Origin of the sequence: Tenacibaculum sp. 190524A05c (assembly GCF_964036595.1) — a bacterium.
GTDB lineage: Bacteria > Bacteroidota > Bacteroidia > Flavobacteriales > Flavobacteriaceae > Polaribacter > Polaribacter platacis.
The window spans coordinates 1,960,158-1,984,386 of sequence record NZ_OZ038523.1; the positions used below are offsets into that span (position 1 = coordinate 1,960,158).

Annotated in this window: 19 protein-coding genes and 1 riboswitch; of the genes, 5 read left to right on the forward strand and 14 right to left on the reverse strand. The window is 33.8% G+C overall.

What is annotated here, in order from left to right; all coding sequences use genetic code 11:
* The first annotated feature begins 1 nt into the window (after window position 1).
* The gene (gene arfB / locus ABNT61_RS08580; RefSeq protein ID WP_348745608.1) at window positions 2-406 is read left to right on the forward strand and encodes an alternative ribosome rescue aminoacyl-tRNA hydrolase ArfB; all 405 of its coding nucleotides are present in this window, start codon (window positions 2-4) and stop codon (window positions 404-406) included.
* A 47-nt stretch (window positions 407-453) separates the two neighbouring features.
* Window positions 454-546: riboswitch (TPP riboswitch) on the forward strand.
* Between the two features lie 150 nt (window positions 547-696).
* Window positions 697-3,030, forward strand: coding sequence for a TonB-dependent receptor (locus ABNT61_RS08585; protein ID WP_348745609.1), 2,334 nt, complete (start codon window positions 697-699; stop codon window positions 3,028-3,030).
* Window positions 3,031-3,391: 361 nt separating this feature from the next.
* Here the strand turns inward: ABNT61_RS08585 and ABNT61_RS08590 are convergent, their stop codons facing one another.
* From ABNT61_RS08590 to ruvB, 5 genes are read right to left on the reverse strand one after another with little or no spacing between them, the layout of a single operon-like run.
* Window positions 3,392-3,655, reverse strand: a complete 264-nt coding sequence (locus ABNT61_RS08590) for a heavy-metal-associated domain-containing protein (protein ID WP_348745610.1) — start codon at window positions 3,653-3,655, stop codon at window positions 3,392-3,394.
* Window positions 3,652-4,032: a rhodanese-like domain-containing protein gene (locus ABNT61_RS08595; protein ID WP_348723723.1), complete on the reverse strand. Its 381-nt coding sequence runs from the start codon at window positions 4,030-4,032 to the stop codon at window positions 3,652-3,654. The genes ABNT61_RS08590 and ABNT61_RS08595 overlap by 4 nt, the downstream gene beginning before the upstream one ends.
* A gap of 14 nt (window positions 4,033-4,046) precedes the next feature.
* The gene (locus tag ABNT61_RS08600; RefSeq protein ID WP_348745611.1) at window positions 4,047-5,447 is read right to left on the reverse strand and encodes an MBL fold metallo-hydrolase; all 1,401 of its coding nucleotides are present in this window, start codon (window positions 5,445-5,447) and stop codon (window positions 4,047-4,049) included.
* Between the two features lie 12 nt (window positions 5,448-5,459).
* Window positions 5,460-7,187, reverse strand: coding sequence for a solute carrier family 26 protein (locus ABNT61_RS08605; RefSeq protein ID WP_348745612.1), 1,728 nt, complete (start codon window positions 7,185-7,187; stop codon window positions 5,460-5,462).
* Window positions 7,188-8,210 carry a Holliday junction branch migration DNA helicase RuvB gene (gene ruvB / locus ABNT61_RS08610; RefSeq protein ID WP_348723727.1) on the reverse strand — a complete coding sequence of 341 codons (1,023 nt, stop codon included), beginning with the start codon at window positions 8,208-8,210 and terminating at the stop codon, window positions 7,188-7,190.
* A gap of 153 nt (window positions 8,211-8,363) precedes the next feature.
* Between ruvB and ABNT61_RS08615 the strand changes: the two genes are divergently transcribed.
* Entirely contained in the window at window positions 8,364-11,057 is a 2,694-nt protein-coding gene (locus ABNT61_RS08615; RefSeq protein WP_348745613.1) for a GEVED domain-containing protein, read from the forward strand.
* Between the two features lie 37 nt (window positions 11,058-11,094).
* Here ABNT61_RS08615 and ABNT61_RS08620 read toward each other — a convergent pair whose 3' ends face one another.
* The 9 genes from ABNT61_RS08620 to ABNT61_RS08660 form a co-directional block, all read right to left on the reverse strand.
* Window positions 11,095-11,448, reverse strand: a complete 354-nt coding sequence (locus tag ABNT61_RS08620; RefSeq protein ID WP_348745614.1) for a hypothetical protein — start codon at window positions 11,446-11,448, stop codon at window positions 11,095-11,097.
* 84 nt (window positions 11,449-11,532) lie between these two features.
* On the reverse strand, window positions 11,533-13,311 hold the full coding sequence (locus ABNT61_RS08625; protein WP_348712607.1) for a cbb3-type cytochrome c oxidase subunit I: 1,779 nt from the start codon (window positions 13,309-13,311) through the stop codon (window positions 11,533-11,535).
* A 36-nt stretch (window positions 13,312-13,347) separates the two neighbouring features.
* Window positions 13,348-14,361, reverse strand: coding sequence for a cytochrome c oxidase subunit II (locus ABNT61_RS08630; protein WP_348712608.1), 1,014 nt, complete (start codon window positions 14,359-14,361; stop codon window positions 13,348-13,350).
* A gap of 30 nt (window positions 14,362-14,391) precedes the next feature.
* Window positions 14,392-16,101 (reverse strand): quinol:cytochrome C oxidoreductase, encoded by a 1,710-nt coding sequence (locus tag ABNT61_RS08635; protein WP_348745615.1) that lies wholly within the window; start codon window positions 16,099-16,101, stop codon window positions 14,392-14,394.
* Between the two features lie 22 nt (window positions 16,102-16,123).
* Entirely contained in the window at window positions 16,124-16,672 is a 549-nt protein-coding gene (locus tag ABNT61_RS08640) for a cytochrome c (protein ID WP_348723736.1), read from the reverse strand.
* 9 nt (window positions 16,673-16,681) lie between these two features.
* Window positions 16,682-17,209: a DUF3341 domain-containing protein gene (locus tag ABNT61_RS08645; protein WP_348712611.1), complete on the reverse strand. Its 528-nt coding sequence runs from the start codon at window positions 17,207-17,209 to the stop codon at window positions 16,682-16,684.
* Window positions 17,199-18,599, reverse strand: coding sequence for an NrfD/PsrC family molybdoenzyme membrane anchor subunit (nrfD, locus tag ABNT61_RS08650; RefSeq protein ID WP_348745616.1), 1,401 nt, complete (start codon window positions 18,597-18,599; stop codon window positions 17,199-17,201). The genes ABNT61_RS08645 and nrfD overlap by 11 nt, the downstream gene beginning before the upstream one ends.
* A 22-nt stretch (window positions 18,600-18,621) precedes the next feature.
* Window positions 18,622-21,786, reverse strand: coding sequence for a TAT-variant-translocated molybdopterin oxidoreductase (locus tag ABNT61_RS08655; protein WP_348745617.1), 3,165 nt, complete (start codon window positions 21,784-21,786; stop codon window positions 18,622-18,624).
* Between the two features lie 32 nt (window positions 21,787-21,818).
* Window positions 21,819-23,120 carry a c-type cytochrome gene (locus ABNT61_RS08660; RefSeq protein ID WP_348745618.1) on the reverse strand — a complete coding sequence of 434 codons (1,302 nt, stop codon included), beginning with the start codon at window positions 23,118-23,120 and terminating at the stop codon, window positions 21,819-21,821.
* 214 nt (window positions 23,121-23,334) lie between these two features.
* On the opposite strand from ABNT61_RS08660, the gene ABNT61_RS08665 reads away from it, so the two are divergent.
* Window positions 23,335-23,700, forward strand: coding sequence for an SPOR domain-containing protein (locus ABNT61_RS08665; RefSeq protein ID WP_348712615.1), 366 nt, complete (start codon window positions 23,335-23,337; stop codon window positions 23,698-23,700).
* Window positions 23,701-23,829: 129 nt separating this feature from the next.
* Complete coding sequence (locus ABNT61_RS08670) at window positions 23,830-24,222, forward strand: hypothetical protein (RefSeq protein WP_348723744.1); 393 nt, start codon at window positions 23,830-23,832, stop codon at window positions 24,220-24,222.
* Window positions 24,223-24,229: the final 7 nt, after the last annotated feature.

A 24,229-nucleotide genomic window follows, 5' to 3' on the forward strand; every position in this document is an offset into this window, starting at 1 on the left:
CTTGGATAAAAGTAACATTCAAACCGAAATTCAATTTAAAGCTATTAGAAGTTCAGGACCAGGTGGTCAACACGTGAATAAAGTAGCTTCCAAAGTTGAATTGTATTTTGATATTCAAAATTCTCAAGGTTTAACTTCTCGCGAAAAAGAAATTATTACAACTAAACTTGCAAATAAAATATCTAAAAACGGTCAATTACTTTTATACTCTCAAGAAAGCAGATCACAACATAAAAATAAAGAAATTGTAACTCAACAACTTTTTCAACTACTCACTTCAAGTTTAGTACAACCTAAAAAAAGAAGATCTACAAAACCAACCAGAAGTTCATTAGTTAAAAAAGCTAAAAACAAACAAAAACATTCTTTAAAAAAGCAATTAAGGCGAAAACCTAACTTAGATTAACTAAATTTCTTACTCGTTAATTTAAAATTCCACCTTACCTTTGCACCGTTCTCATAAAGGGGTGCCAATTATAGGCTGAGATCAAACCCATAGAACCTAGAACAGGTAATGCTGTTTAGGGAATAATGAGTGCTAATTGAACATGTAAATGTTTTTTAATGAAGTATAAAAAGTTATGCTTCACTCTAAATGCGCTCATACATACAGTATTCAAAAAACAACGAATAATTGCCTCTTTTTATTCATTTATTTTAAAAATGAAGTTTTTAAACATTTGTAAAAGAGTGAAGATGTTAGTATCTCTTTTATTCATTTCAATTTCATTAGCGGTTAATGCACAAACAGAGCAAATAACTGGTAAAGTAGTTGATAGTAATTCAAAACCATTAAATGGTGCTAGTGTAGTTATTCGAACTATAAAAAAAGGATCTATAACTGATGCTGATGGTAACTTTTCTATGAGAGTTCCTAAAGGAAGTTATACCCTTGAAGTTTCTTTCGTTGGATATACTACTATTAAAAAAGAAATTGCCTCAGGAACTAAAGACGTTTTGATTACATTAAAATCAGAAGATGAAGTTTTAGATGAGGTTTTAGTTTCATCAATTCGTGTAAAAGCAGACGCTCCAGTTACACACTCAAACTTATCTAAAAAACAAATTGCAAAACGCAATTTAGGTCAGGATATTCCTGTATTATTAAATTATTTACCTTCGGTGATTTCCTCATCTGATGCTGGTGCTGGAGTTGGATACACATACATGAGAGTTCGTGGTTCTGATGCAACAAGAATTAACGTAACTATAAACGGTATTCCATACAACGATCCTGAAAGTCAAGGAACGTTCTGGGTTAATTTAGGAGATTTTGCATCTTCTACGCAAAGCTTACAATTACAGCGTGGAGTTGGTACATCAACTAATGGATCAGGAGCATTTGGAGCAAGTTTAAACATTTTAACTGATGCTATTTCTGAGGAAGCTGGAGGAGAAATTTCGAATTCATTCGGATCTTTTGGAACTAGAAAACATACCGTAAAATTTACTACTGGTAGATTGAATGATCATTTCGAATTCTCAGGACGTTTATCTAATATTTATTCTGATGGTTACGTTGATAGAGCTTTTACAGATTTAAAATCTTACTTCTTACAAGGAAGTTACTCTGATGAAAACACTTTAATTAAAGCTGTGGTATTTGGTGGACAGGAACAAACGTATCAAGCATGGTTTGGTTTAACTGCTCAGCAATTAGAGGAAGACCGTCGTCAAAACCCTTATACTTATGATAACGAAACGGATAACTATTGGCAAGACCATTATCAGCTGCACTGGAATGAGAAGTTTAGCGATAAGTTATCTACAAATATCGGTTTAAATTATACTCGTGGTAAAGGATATTTTGAGCAATATAAGCCTGGAGAATCTGCTCCAGATTTCAATAACTTAATAGTTGATGGAAGTGATGTAATTGTTCGTCGTTGGTTAGATAACCATTTCTATGTATTTAATGCGGCTGCAACTTATACTACTGATGGAATTGAAATTATTGCCGGAGGATCTTACAGTAACTATACAAATGATCATTATGGAGAAGTAATTTGGGGAAGTGATCTAGCTCCAAATACGAATATCAGAGATCGTTATTATTTTAGTGATGCTAAAAAACATGATTTAAGTTCTTTTATCAAAACAAACATTAGAGTTAATGATAAATTAAACGCTTATGTTGATTTACAAGGAAGGTTCGTGAGTTATAGAACTGGCGGACTAAATTCTGATAGAGTTCCTTTAGATATTGATAAAGATTTCAACTTCTTTAACCCTAAAGTAGGTTTAACGTATAAATTAAACGACGCTAACAGTTTCTATTTATCATACGCACGAGCGAACAGAGAGCCAAATAGAAATGATTTTGAAGGTGGAAACACACAACATGAAACTTTAGATGATTTTGAATTAGGATGGCGTTTAGCAACAGATAATATTAAAATAAATACGAACTTATTCTACATGGATTATACGAATCAGTTAGTATTATCTGGAGCTATTAATAATGTTGGAGAACCTTTAAGAGAAACAAGTGGAAGTAGTTTCCGTTTTGGATTAGAGATTGATGCAGATATTACACTAACAGAATATCTTGCAGTTAAACCTAATTTAGGTTTAAGTACAAACCAAAATAGAGATTTTAATGCGCCGATCGATGGAGTTCTTGAAAATTTAGGAAACACAAACATTTCTTTTTCTCCTAATGTGATTGTAGGAAATTCATTAGTATTTACTCCTACTGATGATCTTCAAATTGCATTTTTATCTAAATATGTAGGAGAACAATTTATGGGGAATTTAGGTGGAAGAATTTCTAATAACGAAAAATTAGATGGTTACTTTACTAGTGATTTAAATATTATCTATGAAGTTGAAACAAACAAAATTTTCGATTCTATAGTATTTACGGGATTAGTAAATAACATTTTTAATAAAGAATATGTAGATAGAGGATACTATTTCTTCTTTGATGATACTTGGACAACGCCAGGTGTTACTACTACAGTTGATGGAGCAGGATATTATCCACAAGCTACTATTAACTTTTTAGCAGGAGTTACTTTTAAGTTCTAGTTTTATATATTATCAAATAAAAAAGCCGAGTTTGAAACTCGGCTTTTTTTATATTATTGAAGAAACGATACTACCACACTAAAAACAATATAAATCGGATATCCATAAATGGAAAATTTATACTTGTAGTCTTTTTCTTCCTTATTCTTTACGCTAAAAATTGTGAATATAATTCCTGCAACTAAAAGCAAAAATATAATTATTGATAATCCCATCATTCGTATGTAAAAATTTTCCGCGCTATGCACAAGTGGAAAATAATTGTACGCTAAATATCCTGACAAAATATTCAATAACACAATGTAAACAAGAAGCCGGAAAGACCAACTCTTATAATTTGTTTCCTTTTTCATATAAATTTTTATTTCATTCTTCCTACTGCACAGCTTACAAATGATTTTGCTTTGTGCATTATATTATTAGTATCTCCAACTTCAGGATATCCTAATTTAGAAAGTTTTTCTTTTATAGTTTCTACTAAACTATCAGGAGAGTTGAACGTAACTTTTGAATCCGTAACATTAACATCTACATTATCTACTCCTTTTATTTCTGACAATTCTGAAGTGATTGTTTTTGCACAACCACCACACTTTAGGTTTTCTATATAAATCTCTTTAATCATTCTACTTTATTTTTCTTAATCCACTCCTTATATCCTCCTTTTACATTATATACATCGAAACCATTATCCACTAAAACTGATGCTGCTATTTTACTTCTACCGCCTGAACGACAATACACATATACAGGCTTTTTTTTATCTAGAACTTCAATAACTCTCGATTCAAAATTATTTGAAATCATGTTCACCTGAACAGCATCGAAAATTATTCCATTTTTAGTTTCTGAAGAGGTCCTAACGTCTAATAACTGAATATTTTTATCTTCTTTTAGAACTGTTTTTAAGTCATCAACTGTTATGTTCTTAACTCTTGAATCACTTTTGACACAAGAAGTTAAAACCAAGAGAAATAGAAAACTTAAAATTAACTTCTTCATGATTTCTTAACTGCTTAAGAGGACAAACAAACTGGCGTAGTTGTTTTAATATTCGTTTTTCGTATTGCACCAAACCCTCCAGCTACATCAATAACATTATGCATTCCTTTAGCTTTTAATATAGATGCTGCAATTACAGATCTGTATCCTCCTGCACAATGAATAAAGAAGTTTTTATCTTGAGGGAATACACTAATATAATCATTTAAATAATCTAATGGCGTGTTTTTCACATCTTTTATGTGTTCATTTTCATATTCTCCAGGTTTTCTAACATCAAAAACAATAGCATTTTTTCCAATTTCAACTTCTAAATCTTCAGCTGAAACAGATTGTAATGTATCTATAGTTTTACCAGAATTCTTCCAGCTTTCAAAACCGCCTTCTAAATATCCTATTACATTATCAAAACCAACTCTAGCTAACCTTGTAATAGTTTCTTGTTCTTTACCTTGAGGTGTTACTAAAACAATTGGTAGATTAATATCTTTAATTAATGCCCCTACCCAAGGTGCAAACGTTCCATTCAATCCAATAAACATTGATTTTGGAACGAATCCATCAATAAAATCAGATTGGTGACGCACATCTAATATTAAAGCATCGTATTTTTCAGTTTTCGAAATAAAATCTTCTACAGATAAAGACTTGGTTCCTTTTTCAAGTATTGTATCTATAGATTCATATCCTTCTTTATTCAATTTTACATTCAAAGGAAAATAGTCTGGAGGTGGTAATAAACCATCAGTAACTTCTTTAATAAACTCCTCTCTAGTCATATCAGCTCGTAAAGCATAATTTGACTGTTTTTGGTTTCCAATAGTACTCACAGTTTCTTTACTTAAATTCTTCCCACAAGCCGAACCAGCTCCATGAGCAGGATAAACTATCACATCATCATTCAATACCATAATCTTATTTCTTAGGCTATCAAATAAAAAACCTGCTAAATCCTCTTTTGTGATATCACCTTTTTGTGCTAAATCTGGCCTTCCAACATCTCCAATAAATAAAGTATCTCCACTGAATATTGCATAATCTTTCCCTGATTCATCTTTCAATAGATATATTGTACTTTCCATCGTATGACCTGGCGTATGAATAGCAACAATTTCTAAATCTCCAACAAAAAATGATTCATTATCCTTTGCTATATGCGCATCAAAATTTGTTTTTGCAGTTGGTCCATAAACAATTTGAGCTCCTGTTTTTTCTGCTAACGTAATATGTCCACTAACAAAATCAGCATGAAAATGGGTTTCAAAAATATATTTAACCTTAGCATTATCCTTCTCTGCTTTGTCTAAATAAGGCTGCACCTCTCTCAAAGGATCGATTATTGCTGCCTCTCCTTTACTTTCTATGTAATAAGCTCCTTGCGATAAACATTTGGTATAAATTTGCTCTATCTTCATTCTCTTTATTATTTATTTATACGCCTGATGTATATACTGCGCATATTTCTTTTGATTTTGATTATCTCCTGTTTTATAAAATAATACAGCCCAGTTTACTCTCATAAAAAAATGATCAATGCTAACAACATCTAACATTCCTGCTTTGAAAATTGCATCTCTAACGGGACCTTTAATACCTGCAAAATAAAATAGAATTCCTTTCCTTTTATAAAATACTATTAATTGCTTCAGCATTTCAATTCCTGTACTATCTACTCTATTTATACTCTCACCATCTAAAACAATTAGTTTTAAATTTTCACCTTTCTTATTCGCCATATACTCCAGTTGCTCTCTAAAGTAATTTGAATTTGCATAGAATAATTGGGCATCAAATCTAAAAACTAACACGTCGTCATCTATAATAACTTCTTTAAATCGGTTTTTATTTCTATAAAAATCTGAATCTGGCACTTTACCTAATTCTACTACATTTGGTCTAGAAGTTCTAAAAATTAAAACGATTAATGATAATCCTACTCCAATAAGGATACCATACTCTATACCAAAAAATAATGTCCCACAAAAAGTAGCTAGTAATAACCAGAAGTCCAAATTATTTGCTCTCCATAAATATCTTGCCTCCTTTATATTTACCAATCTAAATACAGCAACTATAATTATTGCAGCCAGCACTGTTTTAGGTAAAAAATAAAATACTGGAGTTAAAAACAATAATGTTAATATCACTAAAGCTGCAGAGATAAATGCTGCCATTCCTGTTCGAGCTCCAGCATCAAAATTAATTGCCGATCTAGAAAAACTAGATGTCGAAGGATATGCTTTAAAAAACGATCCGAAAATATTACTTAACCCTAAAGCTATTAACTCTTGATTGGAATCTATCTTATATTCATCCTGTTGCGCTTCTATAAACTTACCTATTGAAATAGTTTCTAAATATCCTACCATAACCAAAGTAAAGGCCATTGGTAACAATTCTCTTATCAATCCAAAATTTAAATCTGGCATTGCACACCCTGGTAATCCAGAAGGAATACCTTCAACAATAGCAACTTCAGCAAAATATCCTCTAAATAAATACATTGCTGCAATTCCTAGTACTACAACAATTAGCGCATTTGGTATCTTCTTATTAATTCTTCTCAGAACTATAATAATAATACTAGTAATAACACCAATACACGTAGTCTTTGTATCGAATTCTAAGACTTTAGAAAGAATATCATCTAATAGAATATGTATCTGATCGCTTTGTAAAAAATCAACTCCGAAAAAGTTTTTAAATTGATTTAAACCAATTGTTATTGCTACAGCCGAAGTAAAACCCGTAATAACAGGTTTAGATAAAAAGTTCACAATAAAACCTAGACGGAACACGCCCATAAGAAACTGTATAGTACCTACAAGTAAGGCTAAAAATATCGCAATAGCGATATAACTCTCCGACCCTATTAAGGCAATGGTAGAAATACTTGCAGCTACTATCAAAGAATCTGTTGCTACTGGACCAATTGCCACATGCCTTGATGATCCAAATATAGCATAGACTATTTGCGGAATTAATGCTGAATACAATCCATAAATTGGAGGTAACCCAGCAATTAATGCATAAGCTATACCTTGAGGTATTAATACAGTTGCTACGGTAATTCCTGCGACAATATCACCTTGAAGTTGCTCTTTTTTATACTTTGGCAACCAATTTAAAATCGGTATGTATTTCTCTAGCTTCACTTAAAACAATTCTCCTTGACTACTTCCTTTTATCTTTCCTAAATGTTTATAAGCTAAATCGGTAACTTCTCTACCACGAGGAGTTCTCATAATAAATCCTTCTTGGATTAAAAACGGTTCGTAAACTTCCTCTATAGTTTCTGAATTTTCTCCTACTGCTGTTGCTAGTGTTGTAATTCCTACAGGACCTCCTTTAAACTTATCAATTATGGTGTGTAAGATTTTATTATCCATTTCATCTAACCCGTGAGCATCAACATTTAATGCTTTTAAGGCATATTGGGCAATACCCAAATTAATCTTTCCGTCTCCTTTGATTTGAGCAAAATCTCTAACACGCCTCAATAAAGCATTTGCTATACGAGGAGTTCCTCTACTTCGTCCTGCAATTTCAATTGCTGCTTCCATTGAAATTGGAACTCCCAATATCATTGCACTACGTTGGATAATAGTTGTTAATAATTCCGTAGAATAATAATGTAATCGACTACTAATTCCAAAACGCGCTCGCATTGGTGCTGTCAGTAAACCAGATCTTGTAGTAGCTCCAACTAAAGTAAATGGCTCTAAGTTGATTTGTACTGTTCTTGCATTCGGACCAGATTCGATCATAATATCGATTTTATAATCCTCCATTGCTGAATATAAATACTCTTCTACTACCGGACTTAGTCGATGAATTTCGTCTATGAACAACACATCTCTTTCATCTAAATTTGTAAGTAAACCAGCTAAATCTCCTGGTTTATCCAAAACAGGACCTGAAGTAACTTTGATTCCAACGCCTAATTCATTGGCAAGAATGTTTGCTAAAGTTGTTTTTCCTAATCCTGGAGGACCATGAAACAATGTATGATCTAAAGCCTCATCTCTTTGATTAGCTGCTTCAACAAATATCTTTAAATTTTCAATTGCCTGATCTTGGCCTGTAAAATCATCAAAGGAAAGGGGACGTAGTTTCTTTTCTACATCCATTTCTTCTCTCGAATAATTTGTATTTTCAGGGTTTAAATGCTCATTCATCTGCAACAAATATAAAGTTTTTCAACCTCATTGATAGACTAAATTCTCCATCATAAATTCAAGGATTTTTATAAAATTATTCAAAATCACTAAAATTTGTTAAAATTTTATATCAATAACTTATCTTTGTTGCCCACTCATTCCTAAAATAAAATGAAAACAGTATTTAAAAAATTATTTTACTTATGTCTGTTCACATTAATAACAAATGTTTATGGACAAAAAGACGATTCTAACCAACCGCAAAAAGCAGTTTGGAAAGGAAAATTAGATTATCGATTCGTTCCAAGTATTAAGGAACAGTTACAAAACAAAAGTTTTATTCCCGCGACTATTAACAAGGATAACTTTTATGGTAAAGATAAAAGAGCAAAAGGAAACAAAGTTGTTCCAGGTAAAGGATTACCAGTAGGTTTAGATCCTTTATTAAACACGCAAAGTAGAGCTCCTCAAAAGCGAATCAAATCTACAAGTTTAACCTTTGAAACTACAAATAGTACTTCTACGCCATCAGATCCAACTGGTGCTGTAGGTAGAGATTACTATATCGCTTCATGGAATACTTCGTTTAGAATTTTCAATAAAGATGGAACTCCTGCTACTCCTGCCGCTAGTTTAGCTACATTATTCCCTGGTGGAGCTGATGGAGATCCTATCGTACTTTATGATTCTCAAGCCGATCGTTATATCGTAACGGAATTTGAAGATGCTCCAAATGGATTTCATGTGGCTATTTCTCAAACGAATGACCCAGTTAATGGTGGATGGCACGTATATAGTGCAACATCTTTCCAAACAGGTACTTTCCCTGACTATACAAAATTTTCTATTTGGTCAGATGGATACTATGTAACAGCTAATATTTCTGCGAGTGATAACGCTGGAAATACAAGAAACGGACAAGTTTGGGTATTAGAGAGAGATAAAATGTTAACTGGTGATACTTCTGCTAGTATTCAAGCATTCTCTTTACCTGGAATGGCAACAAATGGTTTTTATAGTCCGCAAGCATTTAATGTTACAGACGGTAATTTACCAGCAAGAGGAAATGCGACTATTGTATATATGCAAGATGATGCTTGGGCAGGTGTTACATCTGATCACTTAAAGTTATGGACAATAAATGTAGATTGGACAAACTCATTAAATTCAACAATTTCAGCTGCAACTCAAATTCCAACGGCTCCGTTTACAGGAGTATTTGACGGTGGAGGATTCGCAAACCTTCCTCAACCAACAGGACCAAGTATTGATGCTATGCAAGCTACAATAATGAATCAAGCACAATTTAGAAAGTTTGCTACACACAACTCAGTTGTATTTAACTTTGTTGTTAATACAAATGCTACAGGTAAATTGGCTGGTGTTAGATGGTACGAATTAAGACAAAATGGCGATGGACAACCTTGGTCTATATTCCAAGAAGGTACTTATGTCGCTCCTGATGGAAGACATGCTTTTGGTGCTAGTATGGCTATGGACGGTGCTGGTAATATTGGTATGGGATATTCTTCTGTAAGTTCTACTGAAAGTATTTCTCTCAGATATACTGGACGATTTAAAGATGACCCACTAAATTCAATGACAGCTTTAGAAGAATTAATCGTTCAAAGTACTTCTGACAATACAAACACTAGGTATGCAGATTATTCTCATTTAACGGTTGACCCTTCTAACGATGCTGATTTTTGGTTCGTGAGTGAGTATTTCAACAATGGAGCAAGAAGTAATATGGTAGGTGTTTTTCAACTAAGCCCCCCACCGAACAATGATGTTGGAGTTAGAACTATCACCAATCCAACTAGTGGAGTATTAACTAATACAGAAGACATTACTATTTCAATTAAAAACTTTGGTACCGATGATCAATCTAATTTCCCAGTAAGTTACTCTATAAATGGAGGAACGACTGTAACTGAAACTTACACAGGTACTGTTTCTCAAAATGAAACTGCTTCTTTTACTTTCGCTACAAAAGGTGATTTTTCAATATCTAACCAGATATATACCATCGTAGCATCTACAGGATTATCTGGTGATGAAAATGCATCAAACAACGAAGCTACTGTTGAAGTAATTAATGCAGTTAATACTTGTACCCCTATAGCACTTCAAGGGTGCGGCCTTGATGGTATTAAACGGTTTATTTTAGGAACTATTGATACAGATGATGGTAACGATGGTTGTAATACTACCGGAACAGTACAGGGTTATGTTGATCGTAGACTTTTAACTACAGATCTTGATAGGTCATCTACAACATCATATACATTAAGAGCACAACATAATTGGACAGCACAACCTACGAGTGAAGTATTGTCTGCTTGGATTGATTTCAATGATAACGGTACATTTGAATCAACAGAACAATTAATTACGGGAGTTTCCTTTACTCAGGCTAACAATTTAGATAATTTTGAATTAAACATCCCTACATCAGCACCTTTAGGAAGCCATATTTTGAGGGTTAAAGCGATTGATGGAACTGCTGCGGGTGATATTAATGACCCTTGTAGTAACTACGATTATGGTGAAGTTCATGATTATTCGGTTAAGATTGTTGATTCAACTTTAAGTACGGATGATGTAATCTTAGAAAATTCGGAGATTAAAGTTCTTACCTTACCAAACAAACAGTATCAAATTGAATTGATAACAGATTATGAAGATTTAATTAGTTTTAGAGTATTTGATATTTTAGGTAAACAAATAGTATTTAACAATATTATTAAGCAAGGTAATAAATACAGTTACTCTTTAGATATGTCTTATGCTACTCCAGGAGTTTATTTAATTAAAATGGGAAGCGCAAGAAGTTATAAAACAGTCAAGTTATTAGTTAAGTAATTCTATAACTATTGTAAAATAAAAAAAGAGATGAAAATTATTCATCTCTTTTTTTTATTTCTAACACTTTTATTGGACGGGCTTCAGTACATCTATTTTGCATTCTAAGCGAACTATACTTGAGCCAAATATTTTGACCAGATTTACCATCTGTGTATTCAAAATCAACAGGATCTAAGACTTCCTTAGAATCTGTTAAATTAATTAAGATACTTCCGCATCCTGAGTTACTCTTATTTTCGTTTAGAACGGCTTTAACATAGCCATTTTGAAGAAATGATTCATCCGTATTACTTCCATTTTGTGATTCTGCTGCCTTTTTACTTGAATTACAGCCAAAAAAACAAATACTTAATGTTAATACTAGGGTAAGGTTTTTAAGTTGATTCATAAATTTAAAATTAATCCATTCGGAATATAAGCAAAAAAAAACCTTTCATCGAAATGAAAGGTTTTTTATTTTATATAAACATCTTTATGATGGTTCTTCCCCGTCCTTTAATGGTGTTGTTTGTAAAACAAAATCTTGTCCGTGAATATAATTACCATTATCATCTGTCTTACTATAGTCATACGCCCAACGGTGTACTTCTGGAATTTTACCTGGCCAGTTACCGTGAATATGTTCTACAGGCGTTGTCCACTCCAACGTATTTGACTTCCAAGGATTTTGTGATGCTTTCTGACCTCTGTACATCGAGATAAAGAAGTTCGCTAAGAAAATTAACTGTGCTAAACCTCCTATGATCGCCATTACTGTCATGAAAACATTGATATCAGCTAAATCATCAAACATTGGGAAATACGTATTTGTATAATAACGACGTGGTAAACCAGCTAATCCGATAAAGTGCATTGGGAAGAATACTCCATACGCAGAAATGATCGTTAACCAGAAGTGCCAGTATCCCATTACTTTATTCATCATTCTACCATACATCTTAGGATACCAGTGATAAACACCTGCAAACATTCCAAATAAAGCAGATACACCCATTACTAAGTGGAAGTGTGCAACTACGAAATATGTATCGTGAATATTAATATCCAATGCAGAATCTCCTAATACTAATCCTGTTAATCCTCCTGTTACGAACGTAGATACTAAACCTATTGAGAATAACATGGCTGGATTTAATTGTAGATTACCTTTCCATAACGTAGTAATATAGTTAAATGCTTTTACTGCAGATGGAATTGCAATTAATACTGTTGTGAATGTAAATACCGAACCTAAGAATGGATTCATTCCTGAAACGAACATGTGGTGTCCCCATACGATTGTAGATAAGAATGCGATACCTAAAATCGACCCGATCATCGCACGATAACCAAAAATTGGTTTTCTCGAGTTCGTAGAAATTACTTCAGATGAAATACCTAATGCCGGTAATAAAATAATATATACCTCAGGGTGACCTAAGAACCAGAATAAGTGTTCAAATAATACTGGAGATCCACCTTGATAATGTAATACCTCACCTGAAATGAAAATATCTGATAAATAGAACGATGTTCCGAAACTTCTATCAAAAATTAATAATAATGCTGCAGATAATAAAACAGGGAATGAAATAACACCTATAATAGCTGTTACGAAGAAAGCCCACATTGTTAAAGGCAATCTTGTCATTTTCATACCTTTTGTGCGTAAGTTTAATACCGTAACTATATAATTTAATGATCCTATTAAAGATGATGCAATAAAAATTGCCATTGAAACTAACCATAATGTCATTCCTGTACCTGAACCTGGAATAGCTTGCGGTAATGCTGAAAGCGGAGGATAAATTGTCCATCCTGCAGATGCTGGACCTGCCTCAACAAATAATGAAACTACCATTACAACAGATGAAAGGAAAAATAACCAATATGAAATCATGTTTAAGAAACCTGATGCCATATCACGTGCTCCAATCTGTAATGGAATTAATAAGTTTGAAAATGTACCACTTAAACCAGCAGTAAGTACAAAGAATACCATGATTGTACCGTGAATAGTAACTAATGCTAAATACGTATCAGGATTCATTATTCCATCAGTTTGCTGATGAGAACCTAAAAAAGCTTCAATAATTGAAAATGACTTTTCTGGCCAAGCAATTTGTAAACGGAATAACATTGACATGAATACACCAATAATTCCCATGAACATTCCTGTAATCAAAAATTGCTTAGAAATCATTTTATGGTCAGTACTAAAGATGTACTTTGTTACAAATGTTTCTTTATGATGGTGATGTTCTGCTGACATAATTTAATATATATCTTAATAAATTTATTTAAAACCTTACTTAATAACTTGAGCTAATGTTTTTTGCTCTCCTAACCACTTTTTGTAGTCTTCTTCTTCTACAACTGTAATCTTCATCTGCATGTTATAGTGAGAAGCTCCACAAATCTTGTTACATAATAATAAATAATCGAAAACATAAGGATCTTCTCCTTTTGCCTGACGAATTTTATTAATTCCTTTTGCCTTAGCAATTACCTCTGGATTCTTACGCATCTCTTCAGTAGTAAACTTTGGAGTAAATGCGAACTGAGTTACCATACCTGGAACACAATTCATTTGTGCTCTAAAGTGAGGCATGTAGGCTGAGTGAAGTACATCTTGCGAACGGAATTTGAATAAAATCTTTTTCCCTTTAGGTAAATACAATTCTGTAACCTGCTTATCATCCTGAGCTTTTGGATCAGTCATATCAACACCCATTGTATTTTGTTTGTTGATATTGATAAAATTCACATTACCTAAACCTAATTCGTTATCAGCACCTGCATAACGAGCATCCCATCTAAATTGTTGAGAATAAACCTCAATTACAATTGGATTCTCATCATCTCCAACATACATAATGTTGTTCCATTGCCATAAACCGTATCCGATTAATAAAACAATTGTTACAGCTGGAATAACCGTCCAAATTAACTCTAACTTGTGGCTATCAGCAAAGAATAATGCCTTTTTGTCTTTATTACCTCTATACTTGTAAGTAAAGAAGAAAATTAAGAATTGCATGATAAACTGAACAACACCAATTAAAATAAATGTGATGTTAAAAAGCGTATCGTCATGCTCTCCTTCTAAAGAAGCACTTTCTGGTAACATGATTACATTCATTGCTAATAAGCAATAAATCATCATTGCATACAAGAAAACCATAAACCCTAGGGCTATCTTTCCTTGTTTGTTGTTATCATCATCCGTTGCAATTACGCTACGTAAATTCATTACGCGTGTGATTTGCCAAAAACTTACTCCTAGTGCTACTGCAATGAAAATATAAAATAGAGCTAGCATACTTATATACTTATTTTTTTATTCTTAATATTAATGATGGGCGTCGTTATCTTCTCCTCTGTGTTCAATGATATAATAGTGGTGCGTTTCACTTTCATGTAAGAAAGGATTCCCTTTTGCAACCGGATCAGCTTTAGAAAATGCCGTAAATGTTGCGAAAATGAATAATCCTAAGAAGAATAAAAACGCGCTAATTTCACCAATTCCGAATCCCCATTGTCCACCTACAGTACCTGGCATAATCATAACAAATAAATCTACATAGTGACCTACTAATATGAATAATCCACCAATTACTAAAATCCAAGGCACAGTTTTGAAATCACTGTTAATTAATAATAGGATTGGGAAAATGAAGTTTAAAGCTAACATTCCAATGAATGGTACAATATACTCTTTGAAACGTAATGCATAGTAAACAGTCTCTTCTGGCATATCTGCATACCAAATTAACATGAACTGTGCGAACCATAAGTATGTCCAGAATACAGAGAAACCAAACATAAACTTAGCTAAATCATGGATATGACTATCGTTTACCATTGGTAAATGACCTTTAGCTCTTAAGTACAATGTAACTAAACAAATAACTGTTAATGCTGATACTAAGAATGTAGCTAAAACATACCAACCGAATAATGTTGAGAACCAGTGAGGATCAATACCCATAATCCAATCCCAAGACATCATACTTTCTGTAATCATAAATACTACTACAAATCCTACAGATAAATTGTAAAGATTCTTATGTAATTTTAAATCTCCATTATCTTGTTGAATTGACTTTTTTCTAATAATATAACGGAAACCATTCCAAGCTAATAAATAAAAGATACTTCTAATTACCCATCCTGGAACATTCATAAACCATTTCTTCCCGTCTACGATTGGATCATAGTTTTCATGACCTAGTGTAAACGTACCTTCAGCCATCCAAGGGAATAAGTGATTAAAATGCATTACCGTTAAAATGATAAAAACAAGCATAATAACACTTACATAATGAATGTTTGCAGTGATAGCCTCCATTACTCTAAATAATGCGATTGACCATCCAGCTTGAGCAACTCTTTGCGCAGCATAAAAAGCAAAAACTAATAAAGTAATTCCTAAGAAAAACAATAATGATACGTAAACAGCCGACCAAGGTCTATTTTGCATTTGATGAAATGCATGCTCAGCATGGTGATCTCCGTGATGTCCTGCATCAGCGTGGTGTCCTCCAGCTTCAGCATGAGCAGCATCAGCCTTTTCAGTATGTGCTTTGTGCTCTTTTACAGTTTCGTCGCCATGAGATCCTACTACGTGATCTGTATGCTCTGCTACTGTTTCCTTTGCGTGAGTTGAATCTTTAATATGTTCAGCATGATCTTTATTAGTTTCATTAACTAAAGTATCTCCTGCATGTTTAGCGTGGTCAGCAACAGTTTCTGTCGCGTGCTCTCCTACTTCATGCTTTACATGATCAGATACCTTTTCGTTATCATGACCATCTGCTTTAGTCTCTTTGTGATCAGCTGAATGCTTATCTTCTGTTTTATGACCAGCATCTACATGATGAGTATCATCTCCGTGAGATGCTCCATGTCCACCATGATGTGACGCTTCCTGAGCTGCTAAAATTTCTTTTGCTTCTTCTAATGAACTCGGTGCATCCATGAAACTGATAACAGTTCCTAACAAACCTACAGCCATTAAAACAATAGCAACCATTTTTAATTTTCCTGAAAACTGGTACATATCTTAACTATCTATTATAGACTTATTTTTTTAATTCGCTTCTTAATTTTTCTACATACTGAACAACTTGCCAACGCTCTTTGTAAGTAAGTTGAGAAGAATGAGATCCCATCATGTTTTTACCATACATTAAAACGTGGTAAATACTTCCTTCAGTAATATCTCTGTCTTTGTAATTAGGAATACCTAAGAACTTTTCTCTCTCCATTAAGATTCCGTTCCCGTCACCTTTCTTACCATGACAAACAGCACAGTAGATACCGTACATTTTCTTTCCATTCTCTAAATTCTCTTCAGTTTTAGCTAATGGATTTTTTAACTCAGTTTTAGCCTTTTCATATCCGTCATTAGTATCAGGAATATCATAAGCTACAACTCCATTTCTACTAACTGTTCCAGCAACAGGTAATCTGTTTACTGGCACATCTCCAGCTGAAGAAGTTCCGTTAGCATCGTATGGTACAGACACATACATGTCTGGCATATATTGTACTTGAGGTTTACGTTTATCGTTACAAGAAGCAAATACTGTAACAATAACTAAAGCAATAACTATTTTTATACTCTTCATATCTGTCTATTAGTGCTTATCTACTACTTTAATTTCTACTGCTCCTGTTGTTTCTAACAAAGCTTTTAAATCTTCTTCGTTATCATGAACTGGAATTTCCATTAGGAAATGGTCATCTGTAGTTCTAGGATCTGGGTTCTCAGCTTCTTTAAAAGGCCAAATTCTACTTCTCATGTAGAAAGTAATAACCATTAAGTGAGCTGCAAAGAATACTGTTAATTCGAATAAAATTGGAACGAATGCTGGCATATTCTCATACCAAGTAAAGCTAGGCTTTCCTCCGATATCTTGAGGCCAATCTGCAATCATTGTATACCAAGTTAACCAAATTGCAATTGACGTTCCTGTAATTCCATATAAGAACGCAGTAATTGCTAAACGAGTTGGAGCTAAACCTAAAGCTTTATCTAACCCGTGAACTGGGAAAGGAGTATATACTTCTTCAATATGATGATGTTCTCCTCTTACTTTCTTAACGGCATCCATTAAGATATCATCATCATTGTATAATGCGTGAATTACTTTATTAGTGCTCATTGTTCTCGTCTCTTTGTTTTTTATAATTCTCTCCTGAAGATTTTAAAATCGTCTTAATCTCTGCTGTTGGAATCACTGGGAATGTTCTAGCATATAATAAGAATAATACGAAGAAGAATCCAATAGTTCCGATGAAGATACCTACATCAACAAATGTTGGCTCAAATCTCCACCAAGTAGAAGGTAATTGACCTTTACTTAATACAATCGCGATAATATCAAAACGCTCAAACCACATTCCGATGTTAATTGCAATAGATACTAAGAAAGAAACAACGAAACTTCTTCTATACTTCTTAATCCATAAGATTTGAGGAATGATGATATTGAATATCATTAATGACCAGAAAGCCCATCCGTAAGCACCAGCTTCTGCACCAAATGATAAATATGTATAATTTTCATATGGCGAACCTGTATACCAAGCGATAAAGAATTCTGTAGCATATGCAACAGCTACAATACCTCCTGTTAAAATAATTACGATATTCATATACTCGATATGTAAACGAGTAATATATGCTTCCATGTTAGTTACCTTACGCATAATACCTAATAAGGTTTGTACCATTGCGAATCCTGAGAAGATCGCACCAGCAACGAAGTAAGGAGGGAAAATTGTTGAGTGCCATCCTGGGTTTACAGAAGTAGCGAAGTCAAACGATACAATTGTGTGTACAGAAAGTACTAATGGAGTTGCTAAACCAGCTAACACTAATGATACTTCTTCAAAACGTTGCCAATCTTTTGCTCTTCCTGACCATCCGAATGATAATAAAGCATAAATCTTTTTTTGGAAAGGCTTTACTGCTCTATCTCGTATTGTAGCAAAATCAGGTAATAAACCAGTCCACCAGAACACTAATGATACCGATAAATACGTAGAAATTGCAAATACATCCCATAATAACGGAGAGTTAAAGTTAACCCACAATGATCCAAATTGGTTAGGAATTGGTAATACCCAATATCCATTCCATGGACGTCCCATGTGAATAATTGGGAATAATCCTGCTTGGAATACGGCAAAGATTGTCATTGCCTCCGCAGAACGGTTAATTGCCATTCTCCATTTTTGACGGAATAATAATAACACGGCTGAGATTAGTGTACCTGCGTGACCGATACCTACCCACCAAACGAAGTTGGTAATATCCCAAGCCCATCCAATGTTTTTACTTAATCCCCAAACACCAATACCTGTTCCTACTGTGTAGAAGATACATCCAAATCCCCATAACATTGCTGCTAAAGAAATGTAGAATGCAACATACCAGTGTTTGTTAGCTTTTCCTTCTATTGGTCTAGCTATATCTTCTGTAATATCATGGTAACTCTTATCACCAAGTATTAAAGGTTCTCTATAAGACGATTCGTAATGACCCGACATAATCTATATTCTTATAATTTAATTAAGCTTCGTTTGTATTTCTTACTTTCACTTGATACACTACGTTTGGTTTGGTACCAATGTAATCTAACACGTAGAAAGCTCTTCTATCTTCTTTTAACTTCGCAACAGCATCTTTCTCGTTATTAACGTCTCCGAATACCATAGCTCCAGTTGAACATGCTTGTGAACATGCAGTTTGGAATTCATCAGCTTTAACAGCTCTACCTTCTCTCTTAGCTTTTAAGATGGTAGCTTGTGTCATTTGAATACACATAGAACATTTTTCCATAACTCCACGAGAACGAACAACAACGTCTGGGTTTAATACCATCTTACCGTATTCGTTATTCATGTTGAAATCAAATTCCTTATTATCCGCATAGTTGAACCAGTTGAAACGACGCACACGGTACGGACAGTTGTTCGCACAGTAACGAGTTCCTACACAACGGTTATATGCCATTTGGTTTTGACCTTGACGACCGTGAGAAGTTGCAGCAACCGGACAAACTGTTTCACATGGTGCGTGATTACAGTGTTGACACATCATTGGTTGGAAAGTAACCTCTGGATTCTCAGCAGGATTTTCTAAAGCATCGAATAAGTCTCCTTTACTTAATTCTAATACTTTCTCAGTATATCTTCTTTCTAAATCCTTGTTAGGAATATTTGGATTCTGAGCTTTAAACTCATCCATAGTCATAGCTACACCTTCAGCGTATTGCTTATCTTCTACAGTTGAAGAATAGTAACGATCAATACGTAACCAGTGCATATCTCTACCTACACGTACTTCATCTTTTCCTACAACTGGAACATTGTTTTCAGCATGACATGCTACAACACACGCTCCACATCCTGTACATGAAGTTAAATCGATAGATAAGTTAAAGTGATGCCCTAAACTTCTATCGTGATCATCCCATAAGTCTACTTTTTTGTCAGTAGCTTCAGTTTCTTGGTGATCGTAAGATACCATGAACGGTTGATTCCACGTATGTTTTGGATCTAAAGATTTATCATTTACTTCTTTTAAAGTAGCTTCTCTTAAGATATCGTGACGACCAGCTAATGTACTTTGAACCTGAATACAAGCAAACTTATGAGTTCCACTTACTTTCTCAACAGACACATTATACTGAACGTTTTTACTATTTGCATATAAAGGATAAGCATTTACCCCAACTTGCATTTCTTTTTTAAGACCTTGAGTTCTACCGTAACCCAAAGCTAATCCTAAAGATCCATTAGCTTGACCTGGTTGAACAATCACTGGCACTGTAACTTCTACTCCATTTACAGTAACTTTTGCATAATCACCATCGATAGCTCCATTATCTTTAACAGGATTGGTAAATCCTAACTGCTTAGCATCTGCCATAGACATTGTTAAGTAGTTATCCCATGAAGCACGAGTAATTGGATCTGGCAATTCTTGTAACCAAGGGTTATTTGCTTGTTTACCATCTCCTAATGCCGTAGAAGTATACAAAGTTAACTCGAATTGAGTTGATTTTGTTTTTGCTAATTCATTTGCAGCAGCATTTACCGTTAAGGCTCCTGAAATAGCATCTTCATTTGAAGACTCTTCAGAAGTTTCAGTTGATGCAGCAACAGGAGTTCCCATGTAGAAACCATCATGTAAAGCTTGATTCCAAGAAGAACCATTTAACACAGTAGTACTCCAAAACTCCTTTAAAGTATCATAATAGTTTTTACTTGCTCCAGACCACTTTAATAACACATCTTGGAATTGACGCGTATTAAATATTGGCGCTATTGTTGGTTGTACTAAACTATACTTTCCTGCTGTAGCCATTACATCTCCCCAACTCTCTAAATTATGAGGAGCTGGTAATGTAATTTTAGCAGCAGTTGCAGTTGCATCATCTTGAGTTGAAAGCGCAACTGATAAATCTAAGTTCTTAGTAGCTTCACCAAATCCAGTTAAAGAATATACTGGATTCACATTATAAGTTACAAGACCTTTAGCTTTTCCTGATTTAATATCAGCAACTAATTCTGCCACCTTGGCATCGTTTCCTTGACGAGTTAAGTTTACAGCTTTAGTATCTATTACTTCACTATTTAATGCTTTATTAATTGCTAAAGCAATCATTTGAGCATTTTTATCATTTATTCCAGTTACAACAACAGCTTTACTACCTGCGTTCTTTAAATCGGTTGCAAGTTTATTGATTTGAGCATCAATTGGAGTGTTTTCTGTTGCAATGTTTTGACCTGTAATAGCATTAAACAACTTGATTAATGCATTCACTTGGATAGAAGGCTTAGCCACAATACGCTTATCAGCATTTGCTCCTGATAAAGACATGTTACTTTCGATCTGAACATGGTAAGACATTTTACCAGAATCAGCTCTTCTTCCTTCCGCATAAGACTTTTCGTACCCTCCTTGCCAATCTCCTAAGAAATCTGCACCGATAGAAGCAATAACTCCAGCCTTACTAAAGTCATAATTAGGTAATGCACGAACTCCATACATTGCTTCAAAAGCATCTGTTGTTCCACTCTCAGAAACAGCATCGTAAGTTACATGCTTAACATTTGGATATTTTACTAAGAAATCAGCAACTACTTTCTCTGTAGATGGACTTGCTAAAGTTCCAGTCATTAAATACACTAATGCATTTGCGTTTTTAAGACTCTCTAACTTTGCAATGATTTCTTTATCAGCATCAGCCCAAGTAATTTGAGCATCACCTTTTCTTGGTTCTTTTACACGTAAGTCGCTATCGTATAATGATAACACAGAAGCTTGAGTACGAGCATTTGTTACTCCACCTGCTTCTTTGTTAGGCATTACTTGAATTGGACGACCTTCTCTAGTTTTCACTAAAACGTTTGCAAAATCAAATCCGTCTGCAATTGTAGTTGCATACCAATCTGCTACACCTACCACTATATCGTTAGGTTGAACTACATAAGGGATTGATTTTCTTACAGGTCCTTCACATGCTGCTAATGAAGCTGCAGCTGTTGAAAAACCTACATACTTTAAGAAATCTCTACGTGAAGTAGATGAACCTTCAAGAGTTTCTTTATCTCCTAAAAACTCGTCTGTAGGTATTTCTTGTACAAACTCTTTATTACGTAGCGTTTCAACAACAGAACTATCGTTTAGTTCTTCAACACTTTGCCAGTATTTTTTGTTTGAAGCCATTTATATAACGTGTTTTTCTACTTTCTTAATTATTAATAGTGGCACTTACCACATTCCTTACCACCTAACTGAGCAATCGTTACTTGATCAACTCCATACTTCTTAGCTAACTCTGCGTGGATTTTAGCATAGTACTCATTTCCTTTCAAGTCAACGTTAGTTTCCTTGTGACAGTCAATACACCATCCCATAGTTAATGGAGAATATTGATATAATTCTTCCATTTCTTCTACTGGTCCGTGACACTTTTGACATTTAACTCCAGCTACAGTTACGTGCTGTGAGTGATTGAAGTATGCAAAATCTGGTAAATTATGAATTCTAACCCACTCGATTGGCTTAGTATTACCAGTATATTTTAATTCATCTTTATCCCAACCTACATGTTCGTAGATTTTAGCGATCTCTTTATCTAACTCAGTTTTTCCAACTACTCGACCACCTTCTTCTAAAACAACTTGAGTTCCTTCAGCAACCTCAGAAATATTCTTGTGACAGTTCATACAAACATTTAAAGAAGGAATTCCTGAATGCTTCGAGTGCTTCGCTGCTGAGTGACAGTACTGACACTCGATTTTATTATCTCCTGCGTGAATTTTATGTGAGAATAAAATTGGTTGAACTGGTTGATAACCTTGATCAACACCAACTTTAAATAAAGTCCCGAATAAAACGTATGCTGTAATTAAAGCACCGAAGATTACGAATAACACATGTAAGAATGTATTTTTCTTTACTCCTTCCCAAACTTCAGCAGCTTGACCTAATAAACCAGGAGTTTTTGGAGCCCCTTTAAGCTCACTTACAGTCTTTAATAAATTACCGATGATTAAGAATGCAACAACGATTGCTGCAGCTAAAATCCAGATTAACCACTTAGGAGCAGGATCAACTGGCTCACCTCCAGTTGGTCCAGTTGGACCTGCCGAACCACCTCCAGTAATATTCCCTACAGTAGTGTAATATAGAATATCATCAATATTTTGATCTGTTAACTGAGGGAATGCAGTCATGTTTGATTGACCCCATTCTTCATATAAAGCAATTGCATCAGCATCACCTGAAGCTCTTAACTCAACATTGTTACGAATCCATTTTTTCAACCATTCGTTTTCTCTTCTTTCTTCAACTCCACCTAAAGCTGGACCTGTAGATTTTTTATCTAACTTGTGACAAGACGCACAGTTAGCGTTAAATAATTTTCTACCCGCTTTTTGACGTTCTACATCAACATCTTGGGCATTTACCGAAAAACTTATTAGAAATACAAATAAGAAAGTAAGGCTACTAACGAGGATTCGACTAAGTTTACTGTGATGATTCACACTTTTCATACTGTAAAAATATATTTTTTGTATCTATTCTGTATGTTATTATAACAAATGAAATCGTTTTATTTCATTCCTATAAACTCGGACAAAATTACTACTTATCTATAAAATAGGAAATGTTAAGAGAATCCTAATTTGTAATTTATATTTATTCTAAATAACAAGACTTAGCAATCTATTAAATAACAAGTCGTTACTTTTGTAGAAAACATGGAATATGCGTAAAAGTTGTAAAAATTTAATTGTTTTAACCTTCTTTTTAATAGGCTTTATAAATGTAAATTCTCAGTCTAATTACACAGACAATGAGAGCATTAAATCCTTGTTAAAAAAGAAAAGGAGTTACAATAAGAAAAACGAAACTATCTACAAAATTCAGTTGTACAATGGAACTGAAGGAAGAGCAAGAAATATTAAGCAAAACTACATGATGAAGTTTCAGGGTGTTCCAAAATTAAAATATGAAGCACCTGAATGGAAAGTTCAAGTTGGTAAATACTACAGCAAAATTCAAGCTGATAGAGCCTTAAATAAAATCAAAGAAAAATTCTCTGGAGCTATAGTTATTCGTTTTAAGAAATAATCGAACTTAGCTTTTTAGCAGAAAATATTCAACACTGACTCCTTCATTTCATTATGAAGGAGTTTTTTTTTGATTTAAAAACAAATTTTATATTTGGATAAGGGAAGGATAAATTTTTAGCATTAATAAATGAAGCATAGACATGTTATTTCCTTAGTGATTTATTTCTTCTTTACCGTTGGAATATTAGCCTTAACTAGAACCGTTATTCTAGAAATTAAAACAGGTAATATCTGCCCTCGAGTTTTGGGAATACCAATGTGTTTTCCCATCCTCACATGTTTTATAATAGCCTTAATTACGCACATTACAAATAGAGCAACGTACTTATACTTCGTTTGTATTGGTTTTTCTTTTACCGTAGCCCTAACAGCTTCTATTTTACATATCGCAGGATACTTTACTTGTCCTTTAACTATTTTAAAAGGCGTACCTAAATGTTTTTATGCAGTTGGATTATTATCCGGTTTATTGATATTAAAAACAATACAATATAAAGAAATAGAAAAAGGCCCTGTTTAAAACAAGG

Bases quoted from the DNA above. Each gene is read 5' to 3' on its own strand.
- ABNT61_RS08585 (WP_348745609.1), top strand. From the start codon at position 697: ATGTTAGTATCTCTTTTATTCATTTCAATTTCATTAGCGGTTAATGCA.
- ABNT61_RS08590 (WP_348745610.1), bottom strand. From the start codon at position 3,655: ATGATTAAAGAGATTTATATAGAAAACCTAAAGTGTGGTGGTTGTGCA.
- ABNT61_RS08595 (WP_348723723.1), bottom strand. From the start codon at position 4,032: ATGAAGAAGTTAATTTTAAGTTTTCTATTTCTCTTGGTTTTAACTTCT.
- ABNT61_RS08600 (WP_348745611.1), bottom strand. From the start codon at position 5,447: ATGAAGATAGAGCAAATTTATACCAAATGTTTATCGCAAGGAGCTTAT.
- ruvB (WP_348723727.1), bottom strand. From the start codon at position 8,210: ATGAATGAGCATTTAAACCCTGAAAATACAAATTATTCGAGAGAAGAA.
- ABNT61_RS08615 (WP_348745613.1), top strand. From the start codon at position 8,364: ATGAAAACAGTATTTAAAAAATTATTTTACTTATGTCTGTTCACATTA.
- ABNT61_RS08620 (WP_348745614.1), bottom strand. From the start codon at position 11,448: ATGAATCAACTTAAAAACCTTACCCTAGTATTAACATTAAGTATTTGT.
- ABNT61_RS08625 (WP_348712607.1), bottom strand. From the start codon at position 13,311: ATGTCAGCAGAACATCACCATCATAAAGAAACATTTGTAACAAAGTAC.
- ABNT61_RS08630 (WP_348712608.1), bottom strand. From the start codon at position 14,361: ATGCTAGCTCTATTTTATATTTTCATTGCAGTAGCACTAGGAGTAAGT.
- ABNT61_RS08635 (WP_348745615.1), bottom strand. From the start codon at position 16,101: ATGTACCAGTTTTCAGGAAAATTAAAAATGGTTGCTATTGTTTTAATG.
- ABNT61_RS08640 (WP_348723736.1), bottom strand. From the start codon at position 16,672: ATGAAGAGTATAAAAATAGTTATTGCTTTAGTTATTGTTACAGTATTT.
- ABNT61_RS08645 (WP_348712611.1), bottom strand. From the start codon at position 17,209: ATGAGCACTAATAAAGTAATTCACGCATTATACAATGATGATGATATC.
- nrfD (WP_348745616.1), bottom strand. From the start codon at position 18,599: ATGTCGGGTCATTACGAATCGTCTTATAGAGAACCTTTAATACTTGGT.
- ABNT61_RS08655 (WP_348745617.1), bottom strand. From the start codon at position 21,786: ATGGCTTCAAACAAAAAATACTGGCAAAGTGTTGAAGAACTAAACGAT.
- ABNT61_RS08660 (WP_348745618.1), bottom strand. From the start codon at position 23,120: ATGAAAAGTGTGAATCATCACAGTAAACTTAGTCGAATCCTCGTTAGT.
- ABNT61_RS08665 (WP_348712615.1), top strand. From the start codon at position 23,335: ATGCGTAAAAGTTGTAAAAATTTAATTGTTTTAACCTTCTTTTTAATA.
- ABNT61_RS08670 (WP_348723744.1), top strand. From the start codon at position 23,830: ATGAAGCATAGACATGTTATTTCCTTAGTGATTTATTTCTTCTTTACC.